This is a genomic window from Sorangium sp. So ce124, from assembly GCF_051525235.1.
Lineage (GTDB): Bacteria > Myxococcota_A > Polyangia > Polyangiales > Polyangiaceae > Sorangium > Sorangium atrum.
Genome location: NZ_CP150312.1, coordinates 5,986,644 through 6,003,602, shown reverse-complemented (window position 1 = coordinate 6,003,602; position 16,959 = coordinate 5,986,644). Strand labels below are relative to the sequence as shown.

The following is a 16,959-nucleotide window of genomic DNA, read 5'->3' as shown; positions in this document are numbered from 1 at the left end:
GCCCGCACGCGCCGCGCCGCAGCCGTCGCGTTGCATGCGTGCGTTCCGCGCCTTTCATCGGCGCAACGAAGGCAGGAGGATCCTGATGCCGCTGCGATGCAAGTACGCATTGCCCGAGCTCAAGATGTGTTGTTTTCCAGTGTATCTGTCCGACACGATCTCTTCACTTTGCGTGTTACAGGAATTTTCTCGTGACAAGGGAATTGCGTCCACTCTCTTCGAAATTTTTTACAATCCCGAACCCTTTTTATGAACGGTGGTCAGATTTGGCTATCCGACTGAGGGTCAAATCGGGTTAAGGCATTTGGGTCTCATCGAGTTCGCGTGGACAGCGTGATTCGCCTCCCCCGAAAGGAGCTCCAAATGCATCCTGCAAAGCCGCACGAGAGCAATGTGATCGCCCGTAAGCTCGTTTTGGTGATCGCTGGTTTGACCGCCGCCGCGGCCGGTTGCTCGGCAGACGTCGGTGGCGCCGACACCGAGGAAGTCGGCACGAATCAGCTGGGATTTGAGCGGTTCGAGCGGACGGTGTTCCGCGAGCCTGACACTGGCATCTACATTGTTAACGGGGACACGCCGGTCGTAGATATCAAGCATCTGCGCGAGTTCTGGGAGGCGCATGTGCGCGATGGTGCGCTGATCGTCAACCAGGAAGGGGGGGAAGACGTCATCTGGACGGCGGAGCAGCGGCACAACCTCTCCTACTGCGTGAGCAAGAGATTCGGGGCCAAGTACGAGGCGGTGGTGACGGCGATGGCGGATGCCGTCAAGGCCTGGGAGGACGTCACGGACGTCGACTTCATCCATGTCGAGTCGGCCGACGCGAACTGCACATCGAGCACCAGCCAGGTCCTGTTCGACGTGAACCCCGTCAACACCGGCGGTCAGTACCTGGCGCGCGCCTTCTTCCCCGGCCAGTCGAGGTACTCGCGGAACGTGCTGATCGACGGGAACGCTTTCGACAGCACGCGGCCCACGCTCACGGGCATTCTCCGCCACGAGCTAGGGCACACCCTTGGCTTCCGCCACGAGCACACCCGTCCTGAGTCGGGCACCTGCTTCGAGGACGACAACTGGCGTGCCCTCACCGAGTACGATGGCGCGTCCGTCATGCACTATCCCCAGTGCAACGGCACCGGCGACAGCACGCTCGTCCTCACGCAGAAGGACATCGCGGGCGTCCAATCGCTCTACGGCACGCCGAACGGAGGCGGCGGAGGTGGTGGAGGCGGCGGAGGCGGCGGAGGCGGCGGGGAGCCGACCGGGGAGCCGACCGGGGAGCCGACCACCGAGCACTTCAGCGGGCGCCTCGCCCGGGGAGCCTTCGAGGCGGTCGGGCCCGCCGAGGGGTTCGAGGTCGTGCCCGGGACGACCCTCACCGTCGTCATGACCGGGACCGGAGACCCCGATCTCTTCGTGAAGTTCGGCGACGCGCCGACGGCGAGATCGTTCGATTGCCGGCCTTACCTCAGCGACGCCAACGAGACATGCACGCTCGATGTGCCCGCGGGCAAGACGAGGGCCTTCGTCAAGGTGAACGGCTTCACGGCCTCGACCTACGACATCGAGGTGCGCTACTCCGCGCCGAAGGCGCCCGGTGGCGAGCCCGCAGGCGGTGGCACCGAGACCTCGAAGAGCTTCGAGGGCAGCGTCTCGCGGCGCGAGACGGCGTCCCATGGGCCGATCTCGGTGGTCCCTGGCACGACCTTCCGGGCCGTGATGAGCGGCACCGGAGATCCCGATCTCTACGTGCGGTTCGGCGAGCAGCCCACGCTGAGCGCCTTCGACTGCCGGCCTTACCTCGACGGGGCGGACGAGACGTGCGAGCTGACGGTCCCGGAAGGGCAGTCGGAGGCCTTCCTCCTCGTGCAGGGATACGCGGAGAGCACGTACACGGTGAAGGTCGATTACACGACGCCGTGACGCGACGGCCCCCCGGTCCGCAAAGGCGGAGAGGGCGCCAGACGCGACCTGCGTAGAAGAAATCGACGCGGCGGAGAGGCACCGAGGTGCAGGGGCTCAACCCCACTCTCCGCTGCGCGTCGTTCTTCCATCATGCTCGCTTCGCTTCTCACGGGCCGACCGACCCGCGCGGGCGGCGCGAACGCGGTCGACGCGGGCGCGGGCAGCCGCGCGCGGGGGGAAAGAAGCGGCGGGCGGCCGGCGGGCGGCAACGACGCGAGCCTGCCGCGCGAGGAGCCTGCGAGGAAGTCGACCCCCGTGCCCCGGTGAATGATAGGCTGCTGGCCCGGATCCTTTAGAGGCGCCGCCGCTTGCCCATGCCCAACGAGACCCCTCACGCCCTTCGCTTCACCTGGCTGTTGGCCGCGTTGCTCGTGGAGTCCGTCACGCTGGCCGGATGCATCGGAGAGCCCTTTCAGAGCGGCACCGGCACCGGCACCGTGGGCTCGACCGGCGGTGGCGGCAGCGAGCCGATCGGCGGCGGCGGCAGCGAGCCGATCGGCGGCGGGGGAGCCGGGGGAGGGACCGGCGGAGGGCCGCCGCCCGTGCCGGTGACATGGCCAGACTCGCCGACGACGCGGTGCTCGAACGGGACGACCGTGCTGGAGGAGTGCCCAGGACCCTCGGCGCCCTTCTTCGGACAGGACGGGAACTACGAGATCGCCGTTCCCTCCTACACAGAAGCGAACGGCGCGGTGAAAGACTCGGTGACCGGGCTCACCTGGGAAAAGGTGGCGGAGAACGCGATGTTCACGCTGGTCGGCGCGCAGGAGCACTGCGCGGCGCTCAGCGCCCAGGGGATCGGCGGCCTCTCGGACTGGCGCCTGCCGACGCGGATCGAGCTCGTCTCCATCCTTGATTTCGGCCATCCCACGGCGTTTCCCGACATCTTCTTCACGTCCAGCCAGGACAGCTTCTACTGGTCCGCGACCGACGTCGCCGCAGACACCTCGTTCGCCTGGGGCGTGCTGGCCAGCGATGCGTCCCTCGGCTTCTTCCCGAAGGACGACACGGCCGGCGCGCGGGCGCTGTGCGTCGGAGGCGTGAAGGGGATCGCGCCGGCCGATCTCTCGCCCGGCGAGGACTGGGTGCTCGATCGCTCGACGGGGCTCGTCTGGCAGCGCCACGCCTCCCAGACCCGGTTCATCTGGAGCGACGCGCTCGCGCACTGCGAAGGGCTCGACCTCGCCGCGAAGAGCGACTGGCGGCTGCCGAGCGCGAAGGAGCTGCTCTCGATCGTCGATGATCGGCTGTCCGGGCCGGCGATCGACCTGGAGGCCTTCCCGGGGACGCCGTCCGACGTCTTCTGGTCGTCGACGCCCGCCATCGGCAGCGCGGAGAAGGCCGTCCTCGTCAACTTCACGAACGGCGCATCGCAGGACCACACGGTCCGCGATCGGCGGCTCGCGCGCTGCGTTCGCTCCGACGGGTGAGCGCCGCCCTCGCCCCGAGGGGCGGCGGAGGCGGCGGATGGCGCGCGCCGCCGCCGCCCACCCGCTGCCAGCGATGAGCCCAGGCCGCCGCGGCGGATCAGCCTCCGGGCTTGACGAACTTCAGGACGAAGCGATCGCTCGTGCCCCGCTTTTCGCCCGCCACCATGGGCGAGGCGTTCCAGTCGCGCGTGTCCGCGGCGCTCCGGAGGAAGGTCGCCTCGGCCGCGAGACGGAAGCCGGCCCGCTCGATCTCCTCGCGCACGATCTTCTCCTCGATGCGGTGGAGCGTCTTCACCTCGGTGACGCCCGTCCCGGCGCGCCCCGCATGATCGACGATCGCGAACACGCCGCCGGGCTTGAGCGCGCGGAAGACCGCGCGGTTCATCGCGGCCCGGTCCGCCTCCATCCACACCGTGTCGTGGTAGAAGAGCACGAGGAACACGGCGTCGAGATCGCGCGCCTCGGGCGGCAACGGGTCGTCGAGCTCGCGATCGACCCGGACCACCGGCTTCATCACGGGCTTCTTGAGCCGCTCGCTCCACGGCTTCTCGGCGAAGCGCTCGAGGACGAAGCGGTTGTTCTGCGCATAGACGACCCCTCCCGGCCCGACCGCCCGAGCCAGCAGCTCGGCCGAGTAGCCGCCCCCCGCCGCGAGCTCCGCGACCTTCATCCCCGGCTGGATGCCGAAGAATGCGAGCATCTCCGCAGGCTTACGGCCGGCATCGAGCGCCCGGTCGGCGTCCGCGCGATCGGCGGCGTCGACGACGGCGCGCAGGGCAGCGGGCACGTCGACCGAGGTGGCCGGCGGCGGCGTCGAGGCGGCCGCGCCGCCTGAGGCGGGGGCCGCCGCAGCGGGCGGCGCGTCGGGCTGAGCCGGAGGCGCAGCCGTCGGAGGCGGCGCTGCGGGCGGCGAGGCGCTACAGCCGGCGAGCGCGGTCAGGGCGAGGGCGAGGAGGACGTGAGGGCGTCGCATGCCGCGCTGCTAACCGAGCGGACCGAGCGCCGCAAGCGAGGCGGCTCACGGGGTGTCCGTGGCCGGCGCAGCGCCCGCGGGGGAGCCCGTGGCCGGCGCAGCGCCCGCGGTGGAGCCCGTGGCCGGCGCAGCGCCCGCGGTGGAGCCCGTGGCCGGCGCAGCGCCCTCGGCGCGGCTCGCAGGGGAAGGAGCTCTTCGCAAGGGCAACAGCGCGGCCTGCACGGCGGCGGCGATCTGCGGCTGCACTGCCCGAACGACGCGGTGCACGGCCGCGGGGGAGGCTGCGCTCGGTCCGCCGCCGCCGACGCGCACGCTGGCGATCGCGATCCCCGCCAGCGCGGCGCAGGCGATCGCCCCCGCGAGCAGGCGCTGCCGCGTCGCCCCTGCCGGCGGGAGGACCGCGCCCGGCGCCGAGGATGGAGGCCGCGCCTCGTCGCGCGGCCTCGGCGCCAAGGAGACCGCCCCCTTCAGGCTCGAGGCCAGGAGCGGATCGAGCGAGCCGTCGTCGCCGGACGCCGGCGCCACGGCGTGGAACCCGCCGCTCACCGGGGCGCTCGACGGCGCCGGGAGCGCCGCGTCGATGCCATCGAGCGCATCGAGCGCCTCGGCCTCGCCGCCGAGCACCTGCGACGATGCGCCGGGGCGCCGCGTCGCGCGCAGGGTGAAGGGGCTGTCCGCGTCGGCGCGCGTCAGCTCGCCCCCCTCCAGGTCGTCCTCGTCCTCGGGGAGCTCGGGCGTGTGGGGGCCCGGCGGACGCGACTCCGGCGACTCCTTCAGCGCCGCGCTCACGAGCGCCCCGAGGTCCTCCGGCGTGCCGATCTCGTGGCCTGCCTCGCGCAGCGCCTCGATCGCCTCCAGCATCGCGCGCGCGTCGGGGAAGCGGTCGTCCCGGCGCGGCGCGAGCGCGCGCGCGAGGATCGCCTCCAGCGCGGGGCTCACCTCGGGGCGCAGCTCGCTCGCCCGCAGCATCTGCCCCTCGCGCGCCGCCGCCATCCGCGAGGCGGCGCTGCTCCCGGGGAAGGGCCGCGTCCCGGTGAGCATCTGGAAGAGGACCACCCCGAGGGCGAACACGTCGGCGCGCGCGTCGACGCGCTCGCCATCGAACTGCTCGGGCGGCATGTAGCTCGGCTTCCCGACCAGGTCGCGCCTGGCGGCGTCCCCCACCTCGCCCCGCATGGCGATCGCCACGCCGAAGTCCGCGATCTTCACGACGCCGCTCAGCGAGATGAGCACGTTTCCAGGGCTCACGTCGCGGTGCACCATCAGCCGCCCCTCGGCGGCCGAGCGCTCGTGCGCGTAGCCCAGCCCCTCGAGCACCTGGGCGGCGACGAAGAGCGCGATCGGCACCGGCACGGACTCCCCGCGCGCCCAGAGCCCCTTGCAGAGTCGCCCGAGATCCGTTCCGGACACGAGCTCGAGCACCAGGTAGAAGTCGCCCGCTTCGTCGACGCCGAAGTCGAGCACCTCATCGATGTTGGGGTGCTTGAGGCGGGTCATCATGCTCGCCTCGGCGATGAAGAGCTGCCTGAGATCGTCGCTGCCGGCGTGCATCGGGACGATTCGCTTGATGGCGACCGGGACCTCCTCGCCGTCCGGCCCGAGCGCGACCGCGCGAAACACCTCGCCCATCCCGCCGCGCGCCATCCGCGGTCCAATGGCGTAACGCCCCAGAACAACCCCCCTCGATGGCGCGCTCTCCACGGTGCCCCGACTCTAGATTGCACCGAGGGGCGGGGTAAAGGGGCGACAGCGCTCGATCTCCAGAGATGCTGCGGTCGATTGCACAAATCGACTCGCGGTGTTCCCCTTTGTGCCGAAACATGGCTGTCACGATCGCCAGCGCGGGCGGCGGCGACACGTCCACGACGAGCGCCCATCGCGAGCGCGGCAGGGGCTCGGGGGCGCGGAGCCAGGTGGATGTCGCTGGATCTGCGTGGGTCTGGTACAAGTCCGCTCCGGACATGATGCACGCTGCCACGAACGATCCCGCGCCGGTTGTCTTCATCACAGGCGCTTCTGCTGGATTTGGCGCCGCGATCGCCCGCCGCTTCGCCGGCCTGGGCGCCCGCCTCGTCCTCGCGGCGCGCCGCTACGAGCGCCTGGAGGCGCTCGCCGCCGAGCTCATGGGTGGGGCGGGCGCGTCACGCGAATCCAGCGACGGCGCGCGGCCGCGGGCCGCGGCGGTCCACCTCGTCCGGCTGGATGTGCGCGATCGGGCGGCGGTGGACCGGGCGATCGCGGAGCTTCCGGCGGAGCTGTCGGAGGTGTCGGTGCTCGTCAACAACGCGGGCGGCGCCATCGGCCTCTCGCCGGCGCACACGGCGGATCCCGACGACTGGGAGCAGATGGTCGACACCAACATCAAGGGGCTGCTCCACTGCACGCGGGCGCTCCTGCCCGGCATGGTGGCGCGCGACCGGGGGCACGTCATCAACATCGGCTCGGTGGCGGCCGAGACGCCGTATCCCGGGAGCAACGTCTATGGCGCGTGCAAGGCGTTCGTGGCGCAGTTCTCGCTGAACCTGCGCGCGGATCTCCTCGGCAGCCGGGTTCGCGTCACCGACATCGAGCCCGGGCTCGCCGAGACGGAGTTCTCGGTGGTGCGCTTCAAGGGCGATCGGGACAAGGCCGCCGCCGTGTACCAGGGAGTGAAGCCGCTCTCGGCCGAGGACGTGGCCGAGGCCGTCGTCTGGTGCGCGACGCTCCCGGAGCACGTCAACGTGAACCGGCTGGAGCTGATGCCCGTCATGCAGGCGTACGCCGGCTTCGCCGTGAAACGGAGTTAACGCGCGCGCCGGGGCGACCGCCGCCGGGCTCACGCCTGGTGGAGCAAGATCGCGAGGAGCCCGAGCGCCGCGCGCTTGCGCTTCGCGTCGATGGTCTCCGTGGCGCCGACGCAGAGCGGGCAGCCCGCCTCGTCGCAGCCGCACCCGGCGATGAGCTGCCGCGTGCGCGCGAGGAGCTCGTCGCGCTGCTCGTAGATGCGCTCGGAGAGCCCGACGCCGCCTGGCACGTTGTCGAACAGGAACAGCGTCGGATCGAAGACCCCGGCCCCCTCTCCGCCGGCCGGGGCCTCCCGCGCCTCGCTCCCGTCCTCGAGGGTCTGGCCGATGTCGCGCGGATCGCACATGAGCGAGAGCGTCGCGACCGTCTCCAGCGCCCGCGCGATCCCGCGCAGGCCGTCGATGGCGGTCGCGCGGCCGAGGCCGAGCTCCTCGCAGAGCGGCTCGGGCACGGTGAGCCAGAACGAGGTCGTGTGCATCTGGATGTCGGGCAACCGCACGTCGCCATATCCCGTGTTCTCGTGCGTGTAGAACTTGATCTTCTTGTACCCGACCACCTTCTCCACGATGCTCACCTCGCCGAAGGCGGCGGTCGCCCGGCCGAGCGGGGCGGCCGCGCTCTCGTCGAGGATGCTCACCTTCCGGTGGGTGAGCGCGGTCGTGAAATAGTCGGGGACGACCTTCGTCACGAAGGCCTTGTGGTTCTCGTAATCGAGCCGCTCGACCTGGTACTGCTCGCCGTCGTGCTGGTAGATGGCCTGTTCGTGGAGCATCGTCGGCGCCGCGCGCCAGTCGAGCTCCGCGAGCGTCTTGCCGAGGGCCTTGTCGATGATGACGAAGTTGTCCCAGCCCACCGAGCGCAGGCTCACGTGGTTCGCCGGATAAGCGTCGGTCGCCCAGTGGAAGCGATCGTTCGACTCGTGCACGACCCCGTTGTCCTGCAGGAAGCGGAGCGCCGCCACGGTGTCGTCGGGCTGCATCGCCGCGTACGGCTCCCCCTTGAGGAACGGCAGCTCGAACGCCGCGCACTTGAGGTGCTGCACGAGGATCTCGGTGTTCTGCGGATCGATCCGGGCCGACTCGGCCCCGCGCTCCAGCAGGTAAGCCGGGTTCCTTGCGAGGTACTGGTCGAGCGCCGCGCTGGTGGCGCACAGGACCGCGATGCTCGTCTTGCCGCGCCGGCCCGCCCGGCCGAAGCGCTGCCACGTCTCGGCGACCGATCCGGGGTAGCCGGCGCAGATCACCGCGTCGAGCTCGCCGATGTCGATGCCGAGCTCGAGGGCGTTCGTGGCCACGACGCACAGGATCTCGCCCTCGCGCAGCCCCCGCTCGACCCGCCGGCGCGTCTCCGGGAGGTAGCCGCCGCGGTACGCCATGATCGCGTCCTCCGCCCCGATCTCCTTGCCGACGCCCTCGCGCAGGTACTTCAGCATGATCTCGACCGAGTTGCGCGACTGGCCGAACACCAGCGTGGGCACGCGGGCGCGGGCGAGATCCCCGGCGAGGCGCACCGCGCTCTTCAGGGTGCTGGCGCGCACCCCGAGCTCCGCGTTCACCACCGGCGGGTTGTACAGGAAGAAGCGCCGCGGCCCCCGCGGGGCGCCGGACTCGTCGATGAGCTCGAGCTCGTCCTCGGCGATGCCCAGCAGGCGCGCGGCGTGCGCCCGCGGGTTGCCGATCGTCGCCGTGGCGCAGAGGAAGGTCGGGCTCGATCCGTGGAACGCGGCGACCCGGCGCAGCCGGGCGAGGACGTGGGCGACGTGCGACCCGAACACGCCGCGGTAGGTGTGGAGCTCGTCCAGCACGACGTAGCGCAGGCGCTGGAACGTCCGCGCCCAGTGCGCGTGGTGCGGCAGGATCCCCGCGTGGAGCATGTCGGGGTTGGTCATGACGATCGGGCTGCGCTCGCGCGCCGCCCGCCGGGCGTCGCCCGGCGTGTCCCCGTCGTACACGATCGCCGGGATCGTGAGCCCCGCCTCGCGGATGAGCGCGTGCAGGCCGGCCTCCTGGTCCCGGGCGAGCGCCTTGGTGGGGTACAGGTAGATCGCGCTGCCGCCCTGGCCCGACGCGGCGCCCTCGGCGAGCGCGTCGAGCACCGGGAGATGGAAGCAGAGGCTCTTGCCGCTGGCGGTGGGCGTCGCGACGACCACGTGCCGCCCCGCCTGCGCCGGCTCCGCCGCGGCGCGCGGGCCTGCGGGCTTCGCGCGGGCCGCCGCGAAGGCCCGCGCCTGGTGGTCGTAGAGCCGGGAGATGCCGCGCCGCTCCAGGGCGCCGCGGAGCGCCGGCGAGAGCGCGTCGGGCATCGGTGAGGTGCGCGCGTCGGCCGGCGGAAGCTCGCGATCCGCGGTGAAACAAGGGCGGACGTAGCCGGAGGCAAGCCACGACGAGATGACGGTCTCGACGCCGGTCTCGATCTTCCAGGGGGGCGACGGCATGACGCAGGTATACTAAACAGATGCGCCGTGTCACTCAACCGGATCGGGCGCGACGCACACGTCGGCCGGCGTGGTGCTGCGCTGGCCTGCGCGGCCGGGATCCTGGCAGGCGGCGCCCTGGCGAGGGGAGGGCGGCGCGGGCGAGGGGACGGCGGCGCGCGGGCGAAGCGCTGACGCGGCGGATCGGCGCGGCAGGCAGGCGTAGCAGACCGGCGCGGAACGCGGTCGCGGCGGGCCGCCGCGGCAGGCGGGCGTACAGCGGAGAGAGGGCCTCTCCCGTCCTCGAACGAGATCCGGTGTCTGGGGCTCTCCCGTGGTGCAGCCGCGGCGCGCGACATACGCGGGCGCTCCGGCGAATGGCTCGTTTGCGCGCAACGGATGGGAAGCCCGGATACGGCGCGTGAGGCGATGTCTCAGTGCCGTCGTGATTCCTCCCGCACCGACGGACGCAGGGCGGCGCCTCTCGCGGGCGGGGTCAGGCGACGCCCGGAGGGCGTCGGCCCTGGTGTGCTGGTTGCCTGAGGAAGAGCCGATCGACGACGGAGATCCGGAGTCGATGATCCCATCCGCTCTTTCACCCGCCTTCTCCGGGCGACCTCTCGTCCGGGGCTGGCAACGAGGTGTCGCACATGAAAAACGCAGTGTTCTTGACGCTCTTCGGCGCGTCGGCGGCGGGGTGCGCCGCGTACGCTCCGAGCTTCGGCGAGCGGCTCGGCGCGTCGGAGGCGATGATTCGAGCCGCCGAAGAGGTCGGAGCCGACGAGGACCCGCGGGCGGAAGCCCACCTCCGCCTCGCCCGGGAGCAGGTGCAGCGGGCGACGACGCTGTCGGCCGACGGCGTGCCCGAGCGGGCGCAACGCATGCTCCTGCGCGCGCAGGCGGACGCGGAGCTCGCGCTCGCCCTCCTGCGCGAGGCGCAGGCTCAGGCCCGCACGCACGAGGCGCTCGAGGCGGTCGGATCCATCCAGCGGCAGCTCCCCTAGGGCTCACGGACACGGAGAGGAGGCGCGGAATCATGCGAACCAATCACGGGACGGTGGCCATTCTGCTCGTCGGCGGTCTCCTGGGGTGCGCGAGCGCCCCGCTCCCGCCGAAGGAGCTCATCGACGCGAGGAAGAGCTACGAGCGCGCCCGGACGAGCGCGGCGGCAGAGCTCGCGCCCGCGGACCTGCGCGGCGCCACCGAGGCGATGGAGCGCGCGGAGCGCGCGTTCGCCGGGGGGAGCGAGCTCGCCGAGGCGAGGGATCTCGCGTACCTCGCGGGGCGCCGGGCGCAGCTGGCCGAGTCGCTGGGGCGCACGGCGGCCACGGAGCGGCAGCGCGGCGCGGCCCTCCAGGCGTACGGCGAGGTGCACCTCGCGTTGCGAAGGAGGGGGGCGCCGGCGGTCGACCCGGCCGCTCCGGCCGATCCTCCCGCACGGGAAAAGGCGCCGGCGCGATCGCGCGCCCCGGAGCGTCCGCTGGTGATCCTGAACCGGAGGTGAACCGGCGCGGCGATCGGCCGAGGAGGCGCGGGCGAGAACGGAAGATGGAACCGGAAGGCGCGAGACGGACGAACGGAAGCGTGGAAGCGCGGAAGCGTGGAAGCGCGGAACCATGGAAGCACGGAGGCAACCGCCGCCGGGCATCGCTCTGCTCGAGGCTGTTTGCTCCGTGCCACGCCATCGCGTAGAAGCGAGGACGATGTCCTCGGACGCACCGCACGCGTCGCCCGCCGCGCACCTTCCCGACGACCTCCCCAGCGAGGAGCGCGCCTCGCTCCGCTTCTTGGCCGTCGTGGCGCTCGTCTCGTGCGCCGCCGACCTGGTGACGAAGGGGTGGGCGCACGCGCGCCTCACAGGGTTCGACCCGAAGCGGTCGGGCGCGAAGGTCCTCACGATCATCCCGGACCACCTCGATTTCATCTTCGCGCAGAACCCCGGCGGCGCCTGGAGCTTCCTGCGCGGCCTTCCGGACGGCCTGCGGCGGCCGTTCTTCCTGTTCGTCTCCGCCGCGGCGATGGTCTTCATCTTCTCGATCTACCGGCGCGTCCACAGGGACCAGACCGGGATGAAGTGGGGGCTCGCGCTGGCGCTCGGCGGCGCGATGGGCAACCTGGTCGACCGGATCCGCTACGGCTGGGTCATCGACTTCATCGACGTGTACGTGATCCGCGGTGGTCGCGAGTTTCACTGGCCGACGTTCAACGTGGCGGACATCGCGATCGTCGCGGGGGTCCTCCTGATGTCCAAGGACATGATCGTCGCGACCCGCAGGGCGAACGCGCCGTCGCCAGACGCTCGCGGCGCCTCGGAGGGCCTGGCAGGCGGCGACCCCACCCCTCCGCTATCGACGGAAGCGCCTCCGCCCGTGCCGCCGGCCAGCTGAAGGACGCGAGCGGGCGGCTCGGCCGGAGCGGATGGCACGCGGCGCGCAAGTCACGCAAGTCGCGCAAGTCACGCAAGGCACCTGCGACGCGCAAGACGTGAAAGACGCGCGCGGCGGCGCCCGCGGAGGGAAGCCTTTGCCGGAGCGCTCGGTTTGTCGTAGAGGAACGCGCTCCGCATGACTGAAGAAGCGACGCCGCGAGACGCTCCCGCCGAGAACGAAGGTGCCCATGCGGAGTCGCATCGCTCCGCCCCCGTGAACAACGCGCCGGCCGGCGAGCCGCTGGCCTCCGCCGGCGAACGCGACCACGACGGGCGCGGCTCCTCGCAGGAGGGGGACGCCGACGACGTTGTCGCGCCGACGAAGCCCACCTACCGGCCGTCGTACGTGTTCCTGATCGCCGTCTCGGCCATCACCCTGGCCGCCGATCTCGGCTCGAAGTGGTGGGCCAAGGACCGGCTGGATCCGCAGGCGCTCACGGACCTCACCGCCGCGCCGCGGCCGCTCTCGTTCCGGAAGATCGAGGTGATCAAGGATCACCTGAACCTGATCTTCGCGAAGAACCACGGCGGGGCGTGGGGCATCCTGGGCGACGAGAGCGAGGCGATCCGCCGCCCGTTCTTCCTGCTGGTCTCGCTCGCGGCGATCGTCTTCATCGTCTCGCTGTACCGCAAGCTCCACCCCTCCCAGATCGCGCTCAGGTGGGGGCTGCCGCTCGTGCTCGGCGGCGCGCTCGGGAACCTCGTCGACCGCATCCGTTACGGGTACGTCATCGACTTCATCCAGGTCCGGCTCACCTCGACGTTCGTGTGGCCGACGTTCAACGTGGCCGACATCGCGATCGTCGTGGGCGTCGGGCTGATGGCGATCGACATGTTCTCCCCCCACCGCCCCGAGCTCGCCCGCAAGGCGTCCGGCGCGAAGGCGTCCGCGGGCTGACCATGCGGCCCGAGCTGTTCCGCCTGCTCGACGTCGCGTTCCCCGCCTACTTCCTGCTGCTGCTGACCGGCTTCCTCTTCGCGACGGCCATCGGCGCGCTGTGGGCGAGGCGGATTGGCCAGAATCCGGACGTGATCGTCGACCTGGGGCTCGCCTGCCTGCTCGCGGGCGTCGTCGGCAGCAGGCTCCTCCACGTCGTCGCCGACGGCTACTTCTGGGATTACGTGCACCTGTGCACCGACCCGTCGCTCGTCGACTGGAAGGTCGAGCAGGCGCTCTGCGCGTCGCGGTACCACGGCGTCTGGGACGCGGCGAAGGGGGTCTGCCACCCGATCGAGCGCGATTGCCTGGCGTGGGCGAAGTTCTGGGCCGGCGGCCTGACGTACTACGGCGGCTTCCTTGGCGCGTCGGGGATGGCGTACTGGCTGCTCAAGCGCGATCGGTTCCCGTTCTGGAAGGCGGCGGACATGGCGGGCTTCGCCGTCCCGCTGGGCCTCGGGTTCGGGCGGATGGGCTGCCTGCTCGCCGGCTGCTGCTTCGGCCTGCGCACCGAAGGGGCGTTCGGGCTCTCGTTCCCGCCGAACAGCCCCGCGAGCGAGGCGCAGTTCAAGCTGCTCGAGCTCACGAGCCCGCGCCTGCCGTCGCACCCGGTGCACCCGACGCAGATCTACGAGTCCGCGATGTCGTTCGCCATCGCGGCGATCTGCCTGCTCTACGTGCACGGGCGGAAGCGGTACGACGGGCAGGTCTTCGCGACGTTCCTCGGCCTCTACGCGTTCGGGCGCTTCGTGCTCGAGTTCGTGCGCGCCGACGACCGCGGAGGCCTCCTCGGCCTGTCCACGTCGCAGCTCATCGGGCTCGCGATGGCCGGCGTCGCGGTCGCGATCCACGTGGCGCGGACCCGGAAGGCAGCGCCCGTGGCGGCCGCGCCCGCCGCCTGACCTGCGCCGCCGCGGAGCAAGGTGCGCGGAGGAGAAGCGCAGCCGTCTGCCATGTGCCACGCGGCGCGGAGGACGGCGCGAGGAAGAGAAGCGCAGCAGGCTGCCACGCCACGGCGCCGCGGAGGGCGGCGCGCGGAGGATGCGGCGCATGCGGCCCGAGCCGCGCCGCCCGTCAGCCCTTGGTGACTTCCTTCTCCTTGCGCGACTTGTACGCCGCGCGCTGGGCGTCGGTCGGCGGCTTGCCGAAGACGTACGCGAGGCCGATCGAGAGCACGTAGAGCAGGCACATCGGCACGGCCATGACGAGCTGGCTCGTGATGTCCGGCGGCGTCAGGACGGCGGCCACGACGAAGGCGCCGAACACGAACCAGCGGCCGAACATGATGAGCTGGATGTAGTTGACGAGGCCGGCGATGGAGAGGAAGAGCACGATGAGCGGGATCTCGAAGATGATCCCGAAGCCGAGCAGGAGCTGGGCGACGAAGTCGAGGTAGTCGCCCATCATCACGGTCGGCGTGATCGTCACCCCGTCGCCGCCGACCGTGCCGGCCATGCTGAGGAAGTAACCGAACGAGATCGGGAAGGCCGCTCGCCAGCCGAACCAGCCGCCGCCGACGAACAGGATCGTCGAGAACAGGACGAACGGGATGACGTAGCGCTTCTCTTTGGCGTAGAGGCCGGGCGCGACGAACGCCCACAGCTGGTAGAAGATGAACGGCGAGGCCATCGCCGCGCCGCCGATCATCGACAGCTTGAAGTAAGCGACGAACGCGGCCGCGGGCGCGCCGAAGTGGAGCGAGGGGTTGCCTGGCAGGTTCTGCTCCCGCCACGCCTGCACGAACGGGACGGTCAGGAAGTGCAAGAGCTCCTCGCGCACCTCCCACCCCACGATGCAGGCCGCGAAGAAGACAAGGATGCTCCGGACGAGCCGCTTGCGCAGCTCGTCGAGGTGCTCCCAGAACGACATCGGCTTGTCTTCGTCGGGCTCCGCCGCGGCGTCGCTCGACGCGCCCGTCGCCTCCGGGGAGCCGCTCTTGACCGCCGCCGCCTGCTCCTGGCTCATGACGTCGCTCCGTTTCCGGTCGCCAGGCCCTGCGTCGCCGCGGCGGTATCTGCGGCCGCGGTCGCTGTGACCGCGGCGGTGTCTGGGGCCGCGGTCGCTGTGACCGCGGCGGTGTCTGGGGCCGCGGTCGCTGTGACCGCGGCGGTGTCTGGGGCCGCTGTCGCTGTCGCTGTCGCTGTCGCTGTCGCTGTCACCGCGGCTGACCCCGCGTCGGCCGTGGCGTCTGCCGCGCCAGCCGTGGTGTCTGCGCCGGCCACGCCGGCCGTGGCGTCCGCCGCGTTCGCTGTCTCCGTGGGGGTCGCGCTCTCTGCCGCGGCCGGCAGGCTGGTCGCGCCGTCCGGCGCCCCGTCCAGCGTCACGCCGTAGGCGTCGCAGCCGAGGACGGGGTACTCGCGCTCCCGGAGCGGCTTCACGTCGGGCGGCGGCGGCTCGGGATCCGGCGGCCTCACGCGCGGCGTGGACGAGGCGACCGTACCGGCGGTCACGGCGCCGACGACGGGGTTCACCAGCGTCTCGATCACGTTGACCCGCGACAGGGCGCGGAGCTCGCGGAGCTCACGCTCCAGCCCCTCCTGGCGGATCAGATCGTCGATGCCGCTCTGCGTCCGGAGATCGGTGCTCAAGCGGCGGAGCTTGGCGACCCAGCTCCCCGCCGTTCGCATCATCGCAGGCAACCGCCGGGGACCGACCACGATGATGCCCACGATGGCGAGCACCATGATTTCGCCGAAGCTGAAGCCGAACACGCGCGCAAGCTAGCGCGCGCGGGAGCGGGGATCCATAGCGACGCTCACACTGGCCTGGGCCGCGCGCCTGGCCCGGCGTCGGCTGCGCCCGCGGCCGCCCCGGCGCGGGGCGGCGCCCGGCGGCCGCCCGGCCGCTGCGCCTCCGCCAAAGGCCGCGCGAGCTGCCCGCACGCCGCGCCGACGTCGCCCCCGCCCGAGTAGCGCACGATCGAGCCGACGCCAGCGGCGGAGAGGACCGCGCGGAACGCGTCGAGCCGCGCCGAGCGCACGAACGGATCGGCCGACGCGCCGCATTCATCGCCGCCGCCCGGCGAGGGCAGGGGATCGCCGGGCGCGCCTATCGCGTTGTAGGGGATGAGGCTGAGCCGGGGAGAGATGCCGTGCTGCGCCGCGAAGCCGCGGGCGAGCGCGGCCAGGCACGCGGCGTCCTCGTCCGTGTCGTTCTGGTCCGCGAGGAGCGTGTACGCCCACATCGGCGCGTGCCCGCTCGCGCGCGCGTGCTCGCCCACGGCCGCGAGGACCTCGTCGAGCGGGTGCGCGCCGTCGATCGGCATGAGCAGGCGCCGCCTGCCGGGGCGCACCGAGCCGAGCGACAGGCCGAGCCGGACCGCGGGGACCTCGGCCGCGAGCCGCCGGATGCCGGACGGGAGCCCCGCCGTACAGACGGTGATGTTGCGCATGTCGATGGCCTGCGCGCTCGGCTCGGAGAGCACCCGGATCGCCTGGATGACCCGGTCGGCGTTGGCGAGCGGCTCGCCCATGCCCTGGAACAGCACTCCATGGACGCGCGCGCCGCCTCCGATCGTGGCGTCGAGATCGCGGCGGATGAGCCGCACCTGCTCGACGATCTCCCAGGCCTCCAGGTTGCGCGTGAGGCCCATGCGCCCGGTGGCGCAGAAGGCGCACGCGAGCGCGCAGCCGACCTGCGAGCTCACGCACGCCGAGTACCGGCCCGGCCGCTCGAGCGGGATGCGCACCGACTCGACCGTCGCCCCGTCCTCGAGGCGGAAGGCGTACTTCACGAACGGATCCTCGGCGCTCGCGCGCCGCTCGACGAGCGCGAGCGTCCTGATCTCGCCCGCCGACCGCGCCGCGTCGAGCGCGGCGCGCCGGACGGTCGCGGGCGCGCGCGAGGGGAGCTCGCCGAGGCGGTGCGCCAGGGAGACGATGCGGCGCGCGTCGGCGATGTCGATGCCGCACGCTCCGGCGAGCTCCTCCGGCAGCACGGCCTGGAGCGCGAGGCGGGGGCGGCGTTCGTCCGGGCTGCTTCGAGGGCTGAGATCCACGGCGGATACCGACTAGCGCGCCAGGGCGGCCC

15 protein-coding genes are annotated in these 16,959 nt (G+C 71.9%); 9 read left to right on the top strand and 6 right to left on the bottom strand.

The window, feature by feature from the left end; translation table 11 throughout:
• The first annotated feature begins 363 nt into the window (after window positions 1–363).
• The 3 genes from WMF19_RS22455 to WMF19_RS22445 all read left to right on the top strand — a co-directional run bounded on the left by WMF19_RS22455 (window position 364) and on the right by WMF19_RS22445 (window position 3,395).
• Window positions 364–1,923, top strand: coding sequence for a pre-peptidase C-terminal domain-containing protein (locus tag WMF19_RS22455; RefSeq protein ID WP_437900948.1), 1,560 nt, complete (start codon window positions 364–366; stop codon window positions 1,921–1,923).
• A 132-nt stretch (window positions 1,924–2,055) separates the two neighbouring features.
• On the top strand, window positions 2,056–2,232 hold the full coding sequence (locus tag WMF19_RS22450) for a hypothetical protein (RefSeq protein ID WP_437900947.1): 177 nt from the start codon (window positions 2,056–2,058) through the stop codon (window positions 2,230–2,232).
• 47 nt (window positions 2,233–2,279) lie between these two features.
• Window positions 2,280–3,395 (top strand): DUF1566 domain-containing protein, encoded by a 1,116-nt coding sequence (locus WMF19_RS22445; protein WP_437900946.1) that lies wholly within the window; start codon window positions 2,280–2,282, stop codon window positions 3,393–3,395.
• 97 nt (window positions 3,396–3,492) lie between these two features.
• On the opposite strand, the gene WMF19_RS22440 is transcribed toward WMF19_RS22445, so the two are convergent.
• Together WMF19_RS22440 and WMF19_RS22435 are read right to left on the bottom strand one after the other, a co-directional pair.
• The gene (locus WMF19_RS22440) at window positions 3,493–4,368 is read right to left on the bottom strand and encodes a class I SAM-dependent methyltransferase (protein WP_437900945.1); all 876 of its coding nucleotides are present in this window, start codon (window positions 4,366–4,368) and stop codon (window positions 3,493–3,495) included.
• A 45-nt stretch (window positions 4,369–4,413) separates the two neighbouring features.
• Entirely contained in the window at window positions 4,414–6,012 is a 1,599-nt protein-coding gene (locus tag WMF19_RS22435; protein WP_437900944.1) for a protein kinase domain-containing protein, read from the bottom strand.
• Between the two features lie 317 nt (window positions 6,013–6,329).
• Here WMF19_RS22435 and WMF19_RS22430 point away from each other — a divergent pair, with 317 nt between their 5' ends.
• Entirely contained in the window at window positions 6,330–7,154 is an 825-nt protein-coding gene (locus tag WMF19_RS22430) for an SDR family NAD(P)-dependent oxidoreductase (protein WP_437331151.1), read from the top strand.
• Between the two features lie 29 nt (window positions 7,155–7,183).
• Here WMF19_RS22430 and WMF19_RS22425 read toward each other — a convergent pair whose 3' ends face one another.
• Window positions 7,184–9,586: a DEAD/DEAH box helicase gene (locus WMF19_RS22425; protein ID WP_437900943.1), complete on the bottom strand. Its 2,403-nt coding sequence runs from the start codon at window positions 9,584–9,586 to the stop codon at window positions 7,184–7,186.
• 629 nt (window positions 9,587–10,215) lie between these two features.
• Between WMF19_RS22425 and WMF19_RS22420 the strand changes: the two genes are divergently transcribed.
• The 5 genes from WMF19_RS22420 (at window position 10,216) to WMF19_RS22400 (ending at window position 13,832) form a co-directional block, all read left to right on the top strand.
• On the top strand, window positions 10,216–10,569 hold the full coding sequence (locus tag WMF19_RS22420) for a DUF4398 domain-containing protein (protein WP_437900942.1): 354 nt from the start codon (window positions 10,216–10,218) through the stop codon (window positions 10,567–10,569).
• A gap of 32 nt (window positions 10,570–10,601) precedes the next feature.
• A complete protein-coding gene (locus WMF19_RS22415) occupies window positions 10,602–11,069 on the top strand; it encodes a DUF4398 domain-containing protein (RefSeq protein ID WP_437900941.1) in 468 nt (155 codons plus the stop codon).
• Window positions 11,070–11,268: 199 nt separating this feature from the next.
• Complete coding sequence (lspA, locus tag WMF19_RS22410; protein ID WP_437900940.1) at window positions 11,269–11,952, top strand: signal peptidase II; 684 nt, start codon at window positions 11,269–11,271, stop codon at window positions 11,950–11,952.
• A 177-nt stretch (window positions 11,953–12,129) separates the two neighbouring features.
• Entirely contained in the window at window positions 12,130–12,891 is a 762-nt protein-coding gene (gene lspA, locus WMF19_RS22405; RefSeq protein WP_437900939.1) for a signal peptidase II, read from the top strand.
• Between the two features lie 2 nt (window positions 12,892–12,893).
• Window positions 12,894–13,832, top strand: a complete 939-nt coding sequence (locus WMF19_RS22400; RefSeq protein WP_437900938.1) for a prolipoprotein diacylglyceryl transferase — start codon at window positions 12,894–12,896, stop codon at window positions 13,830–13,832.
• A 172-nt stretch (window positions 13,833–14,004) separates the two neighbouring features.
• On the opposite strand, the gene tatC is transcribed toward WMF19_RS22400, so the two are convergent.
• The 3 genes from tatC to rlmN are packed head-to-tail and all read right to left on the bottom strand — an operon-like array spanning window position 14,005 to window position 16,927.
• Window positions 14,005–14,895, bottom strand: a complete 891-nt coding sequence (gene tatC / locus WMF19_RS22395; RefSeq protein WP_437900937.1) for a twin-arginine translocase subunit TatC — start codon at window positions 14,893–14,895, stop codon at window positions 14,005–14,007.
• Window positions 14,892–15,641: a Sec-independent protein translocase protein TatB gene (gene tatB, locus WMF19_RS22390; RefSeq protein WP_437900936.1), complete on the bottom strand. Its 750-nt coding sequence runs from the start codon at window positions 15,639–15,641 to the stop codon at window positions 14,892–14,894. Before tatB ends, tatC begins: the two co-directional genes overlap by 4 nt.
• Before the next feature lie 44 nt (window positions 15,642–15,685).
• Complete coding sequence (gene rlmN / locus WMF19_RS22385) at window positions 15,686–16,927, bottom strand: 23S rRNA (adenine(2503)-C(2))-methyltransferase RlmN (protein WP_437900935.1); 1,242 nt, start codon at window positions 16,925–16,927, stop codon at window positions 15,686–15,688.
• Window positions 16,928–16,959: the final 32 nt, after the last annotated feature.